We start from the raw sequence: 13,460 nt of genomic DNA, 5'->3' as shown, positions 1-13,460 counted from the left end.
GCCCATGAACACCTTTTCAAGGCCTGAATACCATCTCAGGCGGCCAACAGCTTGTCGAGCTGGCCGCTCCGCTCCAGCGCCACCAGTTGGTCGCAACCGCCCACGTGGCGCTCACCGATCCAGATTTGCGGCACCGTGCGACTACCCGCCCTGGCGGCCATCTGCGCGCGCAGTTCGGGGTCGCCGTCCACCGGTATCTCGCGATATTCGACGCCCTTGCTGTCCAGCAGGTGCTTGGCGTGGATACAGTAGGGACAGAAGCGGGTGGTATAAATTACTACTTGGGCCATGACTGCACCGTTACTGGCGACCATATCAACCCTTCACCAGCGGCAGGTTCTGGTTGGACCACTCGACCATCCCCCCCTGCAGCCGCCGCACCTGGAACCCATCGCGCTTGAGCAGACGGCCCACGGCGCCGGCGTGCTGGCCCATCTTATCCGCCACGATCAGCGGCTTGTCCTTTACCTTGGCCAGCTCCGCAATCCGCTCCGCCACCTGGCCGTGGGGGATATGCAGGGCGTCGACGATGTGCCCGGCGCTGTACTCGCTCTTGTCGCGGATATCCAGCACCCGCGCCCCTTCGCTGTTGATCAGCCGCGTCACCTCGTGCACCGAGGCGGGCGTGCCGGCTTTATAGCGCTCGCTGAGCGCAAAGGCGTAGAGCAAAACCACCAGAAGGCTGACCAGCAGCCACTGCTCGCTCATAAAAACGAAAAAATCCACCGCTCCCCCAAGAGATTAGCCTTGTTATTGCCTTGTCGGCAGGGGCGGGAGTATACACGATTGTGGCGAAATCTTAACCAGTGATTTCGCCATCCCGCCACCGGGACACCTGACCTGGAGGGCGCAAACAGGTTAAAATCCGCCGTTGGCTCCAACCTGAATCCGTGCCTTCAGGGCGGAAGTCACAGATTCAGGTTCAACTCACATCGGTATAGGAATTTTCCGCTATGGCATCTGCGCAGTCCCCGCACCATACCTCTCCGCGCCCCCTCGTCCTGCTGATTCTGGACGGCTTCGGCCACAGCGACAATCCCGAGCACAACGCCATCCACGCGGCCAAAACACCGGTGTGGGACGACCTCTGGGCCAACCGCCCGAAGACCCTGATCCAGACCTCCGGCATGGCTGTGGGCCTGCCGGAGGGGCAGATGGGCAATTCGGAAGTGGGGCATATGACCCTGGGCGCCGGCCGCGTGGTGTACCAGAACTTCACCCGCATCAACAAGGCGATCGAGGACGGCGACTTCTTCCGCAACCCCGCCTACACCCGCGCGGTGGACAGGGCCGTGGCCAACAACGGCGCGGTGCATATCATGGGCCTGCTGTCCGAAGGCGGGGTGCACAGCCACGAGGACCATATCATCGCCATGGCCACCCTGGCCGCCCAGCGCGGCGCGCAGAAGATCTACCTGCACGCCTTCCTGGACGGCCGCGACACCCCCCCGCGCAGTGCCGAATCCTCACTGGCGCGCCTGCAACAGGTATGCGACTCCCTGGGCACCGCGCGCATCGCCAGCCTCGCCGGCCGCTACTACGCCATGGACCGGGACCAGCGCTGGGACAGGACCCGCGCCGTGTACGATCTGATCACCCAGGGCAAGGCCGGGCACCGGGTCGACGATGCCCTGGCGGGCCTGAACGCCGCCTATGAGCGCGGCGAGAACGACGAGTTCGTGGCCCCCACCCTGGTGGGCGAACCGGCGCCGATCGCCGACGGCGATGCGCTCATTTATATGAACTTCCGCCCGGACCGCGCGCGCCAGTTGACCCGCGCCTTTACCGAAAGTGACTTCGACGGCTTCGAACGCGAGGCTGCGCCCAAGCTGGCGGACTTCGTGATGACCACCGAATACGCCGCCGATATCCAGGCCAGCTGTGCCTTCCCGCCGGAGGAGATGACCAACTCCCTCGGCGAATACCTCGCCGGACTGGGCAAGACCCAGCTGCGCATCGCCGAGACCGAAAAGTACGCCCACGTCACCTTCTTCTTCAGCGGCGGCCGCGAAACCCCCTATTCCGGCGAGACCCGCGAGCTGATCAAATCCCCGAACGTGGCTACCTACGACCTGCAGCCGGAGATGAACGCGCCGGAGGTAACCGACAAACTGGTGAAGGCCATCGGCAGCGGCGACTTCGACACCATTATCTGCAACTATGCCAACGGCGACATGGTCGGGCACACCGGGGTGTTCGAGGCGGCGGTGAAGGCGGTGGAAGCCCTGGACGCCTGCGTCAGCCGCGTGGTGGACGCCGCGCTGTCCGCCGGCGGCGAAGTGCTGATCACCGCGGACCACGGTAACGTGGAAGAGATGTACGATCCCGAATCCGGCCAGGTGAGCACCCAGCACTCCACCCTGCCGGTGCCCTTCGTCTACGTCGGCGAGCGCAAACTCCACCTGCGCGACGGCGGCAGCCTGGCGGACGTGGCTCCCACCATGCTGGAGCTGATGGGCCTGCCGCAACCGGAGGAGATGACTGGCGAAAGCCTGGTGCAATTCGAGCAATGAAAATATTGACCGCTGTTCTCGCCGCGTTGCTGGTCCTGCCCGCCTGGGCGGAGGAGGACCAGCAGGCGCGCCTGCGGGAAATCAAGCAGCGCATCGAATCGCTGCAACAGGAACTCAACCAGGTGCGGAGCCAGCGCGACCAGCTGCTCAAGGACCTGGAGGAGAATGAAAAGGATATCTCCGAGCTGCACAGGCGTGTCGACCAGATCAAAAACGATATGCGCAGCCGCACCGACAAGCTGCGGGAGCTGAAACAGGAGCAACAGCAACTGGAGGAATCGCGGCGAAGTATGCAGCGGCGGGTCGAGCAGGAGATCGCCGCCGCTTACCGACTGGGAAGACAGGAGCAGATCAAGCTGCTCCTCAACCAACAAGATCCGCAACACATCGCCCGCCAGCTCCGCTACCACGAATACTTCCTCCAAGAACGCAGCCGCGTTATCGACGACTACCTCGACACCCTCGCTGGCCTGGAAGCCGTCAGCGGCAACATCCGCCGCGAGCGCGACACCCTGGACGCCGAGCGCCGCCAGTTGCAAGAGCGGGAGAACCAGTTGCAGGTCGCGCGCCGCGCGCGCCAGTCCACCCTGGACAAACTGGCCGCGCGCCTCGCCGACAAGAGCGGCGAATTGCAGCAGCTGCAGGGCGACCGCTCGCGCCTGCAGAGGCTGGTGGACGAAGTGGGCCGGGCCATCGCCTCGCTGGTGAGCCCGCAGGACCAGCAGCCCTTCGCCAAACACCGCGGGCGCATGCAGTGGCCGGCGAAGGGCCGCCGCGCCAACGCCTACGGCCAGCGCCGCGCCAACGGCATCACCTGGACCGGGGTCACCATCCGCGCCCCCGAGGGCGAACCGGTGCGCGCCATCCACCGCGGCCGGGTGGTATTCTCCGACTATCTGCGCGGCCAGGGCATGTTGCTGATCCTCGATCACGGCGACGGCTATATGAGCCTCTACGGCCACAACCAATCGCTCACCCGCAGCCTTGGGGAATGGGTGGAGCGCGGCGATACCATCGCCCGGGTCGGCGACAGCGGCGGCCTCAGCCAGAGCGGCCTCTACTTCGAGATCCGCCACCGGGGCAAGCCGCAGGACCCCACGATATGGTGCCGCTCCTGAATATCCGCCCCTACCAAACAGGCGCCGGAAAGGCAGTCCGCTTTTCACATGGTGAAAATGTCCGCCAACTTGAAAACTCTGCCAGCCGCCGCGGTCTACACTTTCGCAAAGAAGCGAAGATATAAGGCAGAGGTTTCCACAGTATGTTCACTCCCAAAGCGCTGACCACTTTCATCGGCGCAGCCGCCCTAACCGCACTGCCGCTGATGGGTCTCAGCGAAGGGGAAACTCCGGCGATAACCGTCCCCGATGCCGAGATGCGCCTGCCGCTGGAAGATCTGCGCAACTTCGCCAAAGTGTTCGAACAGATCCGCCAGGGGTATATCGAGGAAGTCGATGACAGCACCCTGCTGGAGTACGCCATCAAGGGCATGCTGCAGGGGTTGGACCCCCACTCCTCCTACCTGGACCGGGAATCCTTCGACGACCTGCAGGCCAACACCACCGGCGAATTCGCCGGCCTGGGGATCGAAGTGGGCATCCAGGACGAACACATCACCGTGGTCACCCCCATGGACGACACCCCCGCCGCCCGCGCCGGGCTCAAGGCCGGCGACGTGATCCTGCGCCTGTCCGGCAAATCCATGAAGGGCGTCAGCCTGGATGAAGCGGTGGAGCGCATGCGCGGGCCCAAGGGCAGCAGTGTAACCATGACCATCGCGCGCAAGGGCTACAAGGAGCCTTTCCAGGTCACCATCAAGCGGGACACCGTGCGCGTGCGCAGTGTGCGCAGCGAGCTGTTGGAGAAAGGCTACGGTTACCTGCGCATCAGCCAGTTCCAGCTGGATACCGGCGGCGACATGGCGCGGGAGATCAAAAAGCTGCAGAAAAAGGGCGAGTTGAAAGGGCTGGTGATCGACCTGCGCAACAACCCCGGCGGTGTGCTGCAGTCTTCAGTGGAAGTGGCGGACGCCTTCCTGGATGAAGGCCTGGTGGTCTACACCGAGGGCCGCAACGAATCCGCCAACCTGAAGTACTCCGCCGAACCCGGCGACCTCACCGACGGCGCGCCGCTGGTGGTGCTGATCAACGAGGGCTCCGCCTCCGCCGCAGAAATCGTCGCCGGCGCCCTGCAGGACCACCGCCGCGCGGTGGTGATGGGCACCGGCAGCTTCGGCAAGGGCTCGGTGCAGACGGTGATCCCCATCAACAACGAACGCGCCATCAAACTGACCACCGCGCTCTATTTCACCCCCAAGGGCCGCTCCATCCAGGCCCAGGGCATCACCCCGGATATCGTGGTGGAGCGGGTAAAAGTCACCCGCGTCAAACCCGGCTCGCGCACCACCGAGGCGGACCTGGCCGGCCACCTGGGCAACGGCAATGGCGGCGAGGAGCGCAATGCCGAGGACCGCAAGCGGGAGAAGGAGAGCCGCGAGGACTGGCTCGACCGGGACAACCAGATTTTCGAAGCGCTCAATGTGTTGAAGGGCCTGAATCTCTACGCCCAGCGAGACAGGGAAGCTCCCGCGCGCTTCGCCCGCGCGGATTAACCCCTGTTCATCCGGAGGGGCGAACCTTGCGTGCGCCCTGAACAGCAGCACCCGCAGGAACCGGCCATGCAGCAGTACCGCACCGGCGAGAAAGGCACAACCATCCCTCCGCGCTCCGCGCGCTATTACAAACTGGAAAACGACTGGTACTTCCAGGTCCGCGGCGGCGCCAGCTTCGGTCCCTACCGCTGCTGCGACGAAGCCAGGGGCGCCGTCCGACAGCTCTTTCACCTCGAAGACAATGTAGTGCGGCCGTTTGGCAGTCTGAGCACCAAACCCCGGCGCAATGGGCAGACCCGCTGACCTTGTAGGGCCTACAAACGCACTGTCGTCGTTCCGGCGCAGGCCGGAACCCAGTGCCACTAAACTGGATTAGATGGCGCTCCTGCGCCATGCCCTGCGGGCCACGCGCTTTGCGCGTGCTCGCTTCGACATCCATGTCTCCGCAGTCCGACCTGCGTCGGTATGACGATTCCGTGAACGGTTGACTTGAAGCAGAGTATTTACAGACGCATCTCGATACCGGCCTGCTGCATAAACTCCTTGGCCTCGGCAACGGTGTATTCGCCGAAGTGAAAAATACTCGCCGCCAGCACCGCGTCGGCACCGCCTTGCAATACCCCGTCCACCAAGTGCTGCAGATTGCCCACGCCGCCGGAGGCGATCACAGGCACCGGCACCGCATCCGCCACCGCGCGGGTCAGGGCCAGGTCGAAGCCATTCTTGGTACCGTCGCGGTCCATGCTGGTGAGCAGGATTTCCCCGGCGCCCAGGTCGGCCATTTGTCTCGCCCACTGCACTGCATCGATGCCGGTGGGCTTGCGCCCGCCGTGGGTGAAGATTTCCCATCGCCCCTCACCCACCTGCTTGGCATCGATGGCGACGACGATGCACTGGCTGCCGAAGCGCTCGGCGGCCTCGCGCACGAATTCGGGATTTTTCACCGCGGCGGAGTTGATCGCGGTCTTGTCCGCACCGGCGTTGAGCAGGTTGCGGATATCTTCGAGAGTGCGCACGCCACCGCCAACGGTCAGCGGAATAAACACTTCCGAGGCCATTTTCTCCACCGTATGCAGGGTGGTGTCCCGCTCCTCATGGGTGGCGGTGATATCCAGGAAGGTGATTTCGTCCGCACCCGCCTCGTTGTAGCGGCGGGCGATTTCCACCGGGTCGCCGGCATCGCGGATATCGACGAAATTCACCCCCTTGACCACCCGGCCGGCGTCCACGTCCAGGCAGGGAATGATGCGTTTGGCGAGACTCATTTTATTTTTCCCAGTCGTCGCAGAGCTGCTGCGCGGCGCGCAGGTCCAGCTTGTCTTCGTAAATCGCGCGGCCGGAAATCGCTCCATAGATTTCTCCGGCCTCCAATAACTTCTGGATATCCTCGATACTGCTGACGCCGCCGGAGGCGATAATGGGAATCTGCACCGCGCGGGCCATTTCCAGGGTGGCCGGGATATTCACTCCCTGCATCATGCCGTCGCGGGCGATGTCCGTGTATACGATGGCACTCACACCGCAGTCGGCAAAGCGTTTGGCCAGTTCGGTGGCCTGAACGTCCGACACCTCGGCCCAGCCCTCGGTGGCCACCAGGCCGTCTTTGGCATCCAGGCCGACGATAATATGCCCCTCGAATTCCCGGCAGGCCTCTTTTACCAGCTGCGGATTCTTAACCGCGGCGGTGCCGATAATCGCCCAGGTGACACCCGCATCCAGATATTTTTCAACGGTATCCAGATCGCGGATACCACCGCCGATCTGCACCGGCAGTTGGGGAAACTGTTTCGCGATAGCGGTGACCGCCTCGCCGTTGACCGGGTTCCCGGCGAAGGCGCCGTTCAGGTCCACCAGGTGCAGGCGCCGCGCGCCCTCGTCGACCCAGTGCTGCGCGGTGGCCAGGGGATCGTCGGAAAATACCGTGGCGTCGTCCATCTCACCCTGGCGCAGGCGGACGCACTGGCCGTCTTTTAAATCAATTGCGGGGATTACAATCATATTCAGTCTTCAGCGGTAGATAGAATTCTGTAGGAGCGGCCCATGGCCGCGATCGGTGGTTGTAAGTATCTGATAGCCCGATCGCGGCCATGGGCGGATGGCCGCCCCGCCGCTCCTACAAGGTAATACTCAAACTTTGCCGTTCCAGGCGACAAAATTTTTCAGCAGCTGCAGGCCGGCATCGGCGCTTTTCTCCGGGTGAAACTGGGTGGCGAAAATATTTTCCCTCGCCACCGCGGCGGCGAGGGAGACGCCGTACTCGGCCTGCCCGGCAATATCCTCGTTGCCCCCGGCGGGCACATAGTAGCTGTGCACGAAATAGAAGCGGCTGCCGTTTTCGATATTGTGCCACAGGGGGTGATCGCGCTTCTGCTCTACCCGGTTCCAGCCCATATGCGGCACTTTCAAACGCTCATTGTTCTCGCGCAGCTCCCTGCCGAAAAATTTCACCGGCTGCGGGAAAATATCCAGGCAGTCCACGCCGTTGTTCTCCTCACTGCGGCGCATCATGATCTGCATGCCGACGCAGATGCCCAGCACCGGCAGGCCAGATTCGACGGCGATGCGCAACAGCGGCGCGAAGCCGGGGCGGACAAAGCCCTCCATACAGTCGCGGATCGCGCCCACACCCGGCACCAGCAGGCGGTCGGCCCCCTCGGCCTGTTGCGGTTCGGTGGCCAGCACCACCTGCTCGTCCGGGGCGACTTTCTGCAGCGCACTGGCCACCGAGTGCAGGTTGCCCATGCCGTAGTCGAGTACTGCGATTTTCTGCATGGTTTACCTCCAAGGTCCGCCTAAACTTCCCCTCTCCCGCTTGCGGGAGAGGGTGGCCCGAAGGGCCGGGAGAGGGGCGCGCGCAGCGCGCATACTGAGCTTTTGCGCCTGCACCAGCCTGCCCTCTCCCCCGGCCCCTCTCCCATAAATGGGAGAGGGGAGCAAAGCCGCCATTACAGCACTCCCTTGGTGGAGGGCATGGTGCCGGCCATGCGCGGGTCCGGGGTCAGCGCCATGCGCAGGGCGCGGCCGAAGGCCTTGAACACCGTCTCAACCTGGTGGTGGGCGTTGTGGCCACGCAGGCAGTCGATATGCAGCGAGACCAGGGCGTGGTTGACGAAGCCCTGGAAGAATTCATAGAAGAGTTCGGTATCGAACTGGCCGATGCGCTTCTGGGTAAACGGCACGTTCATCACCAGCCCCGGGCGGCCGGAAAAATCCACCACCACCCGCGAGAGCGCCTCGTCCAGGGGCACGTAGCTGTGGCCGTAGCGGGTGATGCCCTTCTTGTCCCCCAGTGCCTCGGTGATCGCTTTGCCCAGGGTGATGCCGATGTCCTCCACCGTGTGGTGGTCGTCGATATGCACATCGCCCTTGCAGGTGATATCCAGGTCGATCATGCCGTGGCGGGCGATCTGGTCCAGCATATGCTCCAGGAAGGGCACGCCGGTATCGAAACGGCCGTGGCCGTCCCCGTCCAGATTGACGCTGACTTTGATTTTGGTCTCCAGAGTGTCGCGGCTGACGCTGGCACTGCGCATGGTCTTTCTCTGTTTGCGGCGGAAGCCGCGAATTATAAGACGAAAGACCCGGCCTGTGGCCCGGTAGTGACAGATGAAACTTGATTCCCGGCCACCGACATCTATCATAGGCGCCATGGTTAAGTACCCCCGCCATCAATCCCGCTTTTGGGCCAGCCTGTTGCTGCTGCTTGCACTGCTCGCAGCACAGCCGTTGTGGGCGGAGCATATCCACCTGAACGACGGCCAGGTGGAGCTGTGCGACCTGTGCTTCAACCATATGCCCGCCGCCCACGGCAGCGCCCTGCAGCTCTCGCAGCCGGTGCCGGCGGTGCTCTACACCACTCAGGGCGCGCCGGCCCCCCGCGACTGCCAGCCGGAACGCCAGAGCGCCCGCGCGCCGCCCGTCTCCCTGTCACACCTCTAAAAACCACAACACCAATAGTTTTCGAATTCCGGTGGCGGCTTTCGCCCGCCGCCCTGTGTGACAGGTATAAAAACCGATGAACAAGACCAGCAAACTGGCCCTGGCGATTGCCGGCGCCCTGACCGTACCCACTGTTTACGCCGCCGAAACCCTGGAAGAGATCAATGTCACCGTCTCCCCGCTGGACAAGCCCGCGGACGCAGTGGCCGCGCCGGTGTCAGTACTGTCCGGCGACGAACTGCGCAGCGCCGCCTCCGCCACCCTGGGGCAGACGCTGCAGAACGAATTGGGCGTGGCCAACGCCTCCTTCGGCAGCGGCGTGGGCCTGCCGGTGATCCGCGGCCAGAGCGCCAACCGGGTCAAGGTACTGAACGACAACCTGGACGTGGGCGACGCCTCCAACACCAGCTCCGACCACGCCGCCACGGTGGAGTCGCTGCTGGCCGAGCGAATCGAAATCCTGCGCGGCCCCGCGGCACTGCGCTACGGCAGCGGCGCCATCGGCGGGGTGGTGAACGTGATCGACGGGCGCATTCCCACGGCGATTCCCGAGGAACTTGAGGGCGCCCTGGAAATGCGCCACAACACCGGCAACAGCCAGGATGCCGGCGTCTTCCGCCTGTCCGGCGGCGCCGGCCAGGTGGCCTGGTACCTGGACGGTGTCTATCGCGACAGCGACAACACCGAAATCCCCGGCCTCGCGATCATCCACCACGAGGAAGAGGAGCACGCGGAGGAAGAGGGGGAAGAGCACGAAGAGGAGTTCAACACCGACGGCTTCGTGGCCAACAGCAACGCCCGCGCCCACAGCTACAGCGGCGGTGCCTCCTGGATCACCGACAGCGGCTACCTGGGCTTCTCCATCAATCGCCTGGAGAACAACTACGGTATCCCCCTGGGTGCCCACGCGCACCACGAAGAAGAGGGGGCAGAAGAGGAACACGAGGAGCACGGCGAAGAACCGGAAATCGTGCGCATCGACCAGGAGCAAACCCGCTACGACCTCAAGGGCGAACACCGCTTCGGCGGCGAGTACTGGGACAAGCTGCTGTTCCGCCTGGGCTACAACGACTATGAGCACGTGGAACTGGAAGGGGGCGAGCCGGGCACTCGCTTTACCAACGAGGCCTGGGAGAGCCGCATCGAAGTGACCCACGACGGCGGCGGCGAGTGGCGGGGCGCCTACGGCCTGCAGCTGTCGGACAAGGACTTCGCGGCCATCGGCGAGGAGGCCTTCATACAGCCCTCCAACACCCAGAGCACCGGCGCCTTTGTAATGAAAGAGCGCACCTGGGGTGACTGGCACCTGGACCTGGGCGGCCGCCTGGAACGGGTCAGCGTGGATCCGCAAAACGGCTCGGGCGAAGACTACAATCTGGTCGGCGCCAGCGCCGCGCTGCAGTACTTTCTCGCCGAACACCAGCACCTCAGCCTGGGCCTGACCAGCGCCGAGCGCGCACCGGTGGCCGAGGAACTGTTCGCCGACGGCGCCCACGTGGCCGAGGCACGCTATCTGATCGGCAACGCCGATCTGGACAAGGAGAACTCCGCCAACCTGGAACTGGGCTACCACCACCACAACCAGGAGGCCAGCGGCTGGCACGCCGTGCGAATCGAGGCGAGCATCTTCTACAACCGGGTGGGCGACTATATCTACGCCCGCAACACCGGCCTGGAGGACGCGGAGAGCGAATTCCCCGTATATACCTACGGCAACCGCGACGCCACCTTCTACGGCGCCGAGGCCTCGGTGAAGGTCCCGCTGCACCAGTTCCTCCACCTGACCCTGTTCGGCGACACGGTGCGCGCCCGATTCGACGATAGCATCGACGGAGAGAGCCGCGACGTTCCGCGCATGCCGCCGCTGCGCGTCGGCCTGGCCCTGGGCGGCGACTACAATCAGTGGAGCTGGGAATGGCGCACCACCCGGGCCGACGAGCAGGACAGGCCTGGCGCCTTCGAGGAGCCCACCGACAGCTACACGCGCATGGACCTCACCGCCCGCTACAATCTCGAGTTGGGCGACACCGACGCGGTGCTCTTTGTCAGCGGCCGCAACCTGCTGGACGAGGAGATCCGCAACTCCACCTCCCTGCTGCGGGACTACGCCCCGGAGATGGGCCGGAGCGTTGAAGCGGGCGTGAGGTTTATTTTCTAGCCCGCAACTGCTTCAATTGGGGCCATGCCCCCGATCAACACTGTTTTGTAGGAGCGGCCCATGGCCGCGATCGATCTGGGATTACGCTGCCATCGATCGCGGCCATGGGCCGCTCCTACATATAAAGACAAGGAACCCCCGCACCATGGCCTGGATCACACGCGGTCTGATCTTTCTGCTCGTCCTCATCCTGCTTCTCGCCGGCGCCGTCACCTGGCTGCTGGTCGGCATGGACGTCAACCAGTACAAGCCCCAGCTGGAACAACTGGCCGCCAAACAGGGGGTGGCGCTGAAGCTGGATGGTGATATCGGCTGGCAGCTCTGGCCGAATATCGCCCTCAAGCTCGAGGGCGTACAACTGGCGCCCCTGCCTCTGCCGGAGCAGCCGCTGGTGCGCGCGGACGCCATTTCCATCGGCGTGGCGCTAATGCCGCTGCTGAAGAAGCGCATCGAGGCCCGGGAAGTGGTCCTGATGGCTCCGCAGATCGACCTGAGCGTGGACGAGAAGGGGCAGGGCAACTGGGAACTGATCACCGAGGCGATAGAGGCCAAACAGAAACAACAGGCGGAGCAGCCTCCAAAACTGGACGTCCCCGCAGACGGGGACAGGGAAGGCCTGCACTTCGCCCTGGAAAAACTGCGTATCGAAGACGGCCGCGTCCGCTATCGCGACGCCCGCAGTGAGAGCGAATACATCGTGGAAAAACTGCGCGTGAGCGCCGACAACCTGGTACCCGGCGGCGAGCCCGGGCAAGTACAGGCGAGCGCGGAAGTGGGCGGCAACGCACTCGAGCAGCCGGTGGAGCTGAAGCTCAACAGCTCCCTGGCCCTGGACAAGGGCCTGAACGGCCTGCGCCTGCAACCCCTGACCATCGAAGCGGAGAGCGGCGAGGCCGCGGCGCAGATCAACCTGCGCGGCTTCCTGCGTCGCAGCGCCGCCGACCAGCCCTGGCAGATCCAGCTGAACCTCAGCGCGGAAGCCGAACCCCTGCGCCCCTGGCTGACGCTCACCGGCACCGAACTGGCGACCCAGAGCGGCGCGGTACTGAAAAGGTTCAGCCTGGAAACCAACATCCAGGGCACCGACAAAAAACTCGACCTGACCCCGCTGCAGCTGCAACTGGACGATACCGTCTTCGCCGGCAGCGCCCAGTTTCGCAACGACAATATCCCCGGCCTGGACCTGACCCTGCGCGGCGGCAAGCTGGTGCTGGACGACTACCTGCCACCGCCGTCCCCCGCCGAGGAGGAAGAGCAGGCCGCACCCGCGGCAACCACCGAACCCACCCCGCTGCCGCTCACCGCCATGCGCGGCTTCACCGCCAAGCTGAATTTGTCTTTGGAACAGCTGAACGCAGTGGACCTGCAGGTAGACCGGCCACAACTGCAACTCACCGTGGACAACGGCCTCTACCGGCTGCAAAAACTCTCCGCCGGCCTCTACGGTGGCCAATTGAACAGCAGCGGCCAGTTCAACGCCCGCGGCCAGTCCGCCCAGGCGGATTTGAGTGGCGGACTCACCGGAGTGGAAATCTTCGAGGTGCAGAAGGCCCTGTTCCCCAACGAGCGGGTGCAACTGTCCGGCAAGGCCGATATCAACTGGACCGCGCAGACCTCCGGCAAAGACACCGAACAGTTGCAGAAACAGCTTCGCGCCGCGGTGCAGCTTTCCAGCGAACAACTGGCGATCACTCCCTTCAACCTGGAAAAGGGCATGTGCCAGCTGGTGAGCTACGCGGAAAAGACCCCGCTGCCGGAGCGGGAGTGGCCCGCCCGCACCCGCCTGCAAGACCTGCGCGCCAATATCGTTGTAGAGGGGGACAAGGTTCGTGTGCAGGAAATACTCGCCGGGGTGGAAAATATCGCCCTCACCGGCGACGGCGAAGTGGACCTGGAACAGCAGGAATTCGACTTCGCCCTGGGCCTGTCCCTGACGGGCAATAAAACCTCCGCCGACGGCTGCACCGTGCAAAACGAGCGCTGGCGCAACCGCCCGCTGCCCCTGCGCTGCAAAGACAGCTTCGACGACGCCGGTGCCGGCAGCTGCAAACCCGACAGCCGCCGCCTGGACGACCTGCTCCGCGAGGAACTCAGATACAAGGCCGAAAAGAAATACGGCGAAAAAGTGGAGGAAAAAGTCGAAGAACTCAAAGACAGACTCAAGGGCCTGTTCAACCGCTAACGCCGGGAGCGCCGAGCCCCAGCTCGGCAAGCGGCCGTAAGGCCGCCACACCACCAA

At 64.1% G+C, this 13,460-nt stretch carries 13 protein-coding genes; 7 read left to right on the top strand and 6 right to left on the bottom strand.

Annotated elements, in window-relative coordinates:
- Nucleotides 1–35: 35 nt before the first annotated feature.
- The gene (gene grxC / locus PP263_RS17710) at nucleotides 36–290 is read right to left on the bottom strand and encodes a glutaredoxin 3 (RefSeq protein ID WP_308365157.1); all 255 of its coding nucleotides are present in this window, start codon (nucleotides 288–290) and stop codon (nucleotides 36–38) included.
- Between the two features lie 25 nt (nucleotides 291–315).
- Complete coding sequence (locus PP263_RS17705; protein ID WP_308365156.1) at nucleotides 316–726, bottom strand: rhodanese-like domain-containing protein; 411 nt, start codon at nucleotides 724–726, stop codon at nucleotides 316–318.
- A 227-nt stretch (nucleotides 727–953) separates the two neighbouring features.
- Between PP263_RS17705 and gpmI the strand changes: the two genes are divergently transcribed.
- The 4 genes from gpmI (at nucleotide 954) to PP263_RS17685 (ending at nucleotide 5,427) form a co-directional block, all read left to right on the top strand.
- Nucleotides 954–2,513, top strand: coding sequence for a 2,3-bisphosphoglycerate-independent phosphoglycerate mutase (gene gpmI / locus PP263_RS17700; protein WP_308365155.1), 1,560 nt, complete (start codon nucleotides 954–956; stop codon nucleotides 2,511–2,513).
- A complete protein-coding gene (locus PP263_RS17695; protein ID WP_308365153.1) occupies nucleotides 2,510–3,631 on the top strand; it encodes a peptidoglycan DD-metalloendopeptidase family protein in 1,122 nt (373 codons plus the stop codon). Before gpmI ends, PP263_RS17695 begins: the two co-directional genes overlap by 4 nt.
- 143 nt (nucleotides 3,632–3,774) lie before the next feature.
- Nucleotides 3,775–5,124 (top strand): S41 family peptidase, encoded by a 1,350-nt coding sequence (locus PP263_RS17690; RefSeq protein WP_308365151.1) that lies wholly within the window; start codon nucleotides 3,775–3,777, stop codon nucleotides 5,122–5,124.
- A gap of 66 nt (nucleotides 5,125–5,190) precedes the next feature.
- A complete protein-coding gene (locus tag PP263_RS17685; RefSeq protein ID WP_308365150.1) occupies nucleotides 5,191–5,427 on the top strand; it encodes a hypothetical protein in 237 nt (78 codons plus the stop codon).
- Nucleotides 5,428–5,627: 200 nt separating this feature from the next.
- On the opposite strand, the gene hisF is transcribed toward PP263_RS17685, so the two are convergent.
- The 4 genes from hisF to hisB all read right to left on the bottom strand — a co-directional run bounded on the left by hisF (nucleotide 5,628) and on the right by hisB (nucleotide 8,657).
- Nucleotides 5,628–6,389: an imidazole glycerol phosphate synthase subunit HisF gene (gene hisF / locus PP263_RS17680; RefSeq protein WP_308365149.1), complete on the bottom strand. Its 762-nt coding sequence runs from the start codon at nucleotides 6,387–6,389 to the stop codon at nucleotides 5,628–5,630.
- Nucleotide 6,390: 1 nt separating this feature from the next.
- Nucleotides 6,391–7,122 (bottom strand): 1-(5-phosphoribosyl)-5-[(5-phosphoribosylamino)methylideneamino]imidazole-4-carboxamide isomerase, encoded by a 732-nt coding sequence (gene hisA, locus PP263_RS17675; protein WP_308365148.1) that lies wholly within the window; start codon nucleotides 7,120–7,122, stop codon nucleotides 6,391–6,393.
- Nucleotides 7,123–7,251: 129 nt separating this feature from the next.
- A complete protein-coding gene (hisH, locus tag PP263_RS17670; protein WP_308365147.1) occupies nucleotides 7,252–7,896 on the bottom strand; it encodes an imidazole glycerol phosphate synthase subunit HisH in 645 nt (214 codons plus the stop codon).
- Between the two features lie 173 nt (nucleotides 7,897–8,069).
- Nucleotides 8,070–8,657, bottom strand: coding sequence for an imidazoleglycerol-phosphate dehydratase HisB (gene hisB / locus PP263_RS17665; protein ID WP_308365146.1), 588 nt, complete (start codon nucleotides 8,655–8,657; stop codon nucleotides 8,070–8,072).
- A gap of 115 nt (nucleotides 8,658–8,772) precedes the next feature.
- On the opposite strand from hisB, the gene PP263_RS17660 reads away from it, so the two are divergent.
- The 3 genes from PP263_RS17660 to PP263_RS17650 all read left to right on the top strand — a co-directional run bounded on the left by PP263_RS17660 (nucleotide 8,773) and on the right by PP263_RS17650 (nucleotide 13,403).
- Entirely contained in the window at nucleotides 8,773–9,063 is a 291-nt protein-coding gene (locus PP263_RS17660; protein ID WP_308365145.1) for a hypothetical protein, read from the top strand.
- Nucleotides 9,064–9,139: 76 nt separating this feature from the next.
- The gene (locus PP263_RS17655; protein WP_308365143.1) at nucleotides 9,140–11,221 is read left to right on the top strand and encodes a TonB-dependent receptor domain-containing protein; all 2,082 of its coding nucleotides are present in this window, start codon (nucleotides 9,140–9,142) and stop codon (nucleotides 11,219–11,221) included.
- 145 nt (nucleotides 11,222–11,366) lie between these two features.
- Nucleotides 11,367–13,403 carry an AsmA family protein gene (locus PP263_RS17650; protein WP_308365142.1) on the top strand — a complete coding sequence of 679 codons (2,037 nt, stop codon included), beginning with the start codon at nucleotides 11,367–11,369 and terminating at the stop codon, nucleotides 13,401–13,403.
- Nucleotides 13,404–13,460 lie beyond the last annotated feature (57 nt).

The sequence above is a fragment of the Microbulbifer sp. TB1203 genome (assembly GCF_030997045.1).
GTDB lineage: Bacteria > Pseudomonadota > Gammaproteobacteria > Pseudomonadales > Cellvibrionaceae > Microbulbifer.
Note: the sequence above shows the minus strand (reverse complement) of the source record. Positions and strands in the feature narration are given on the sequence as shown.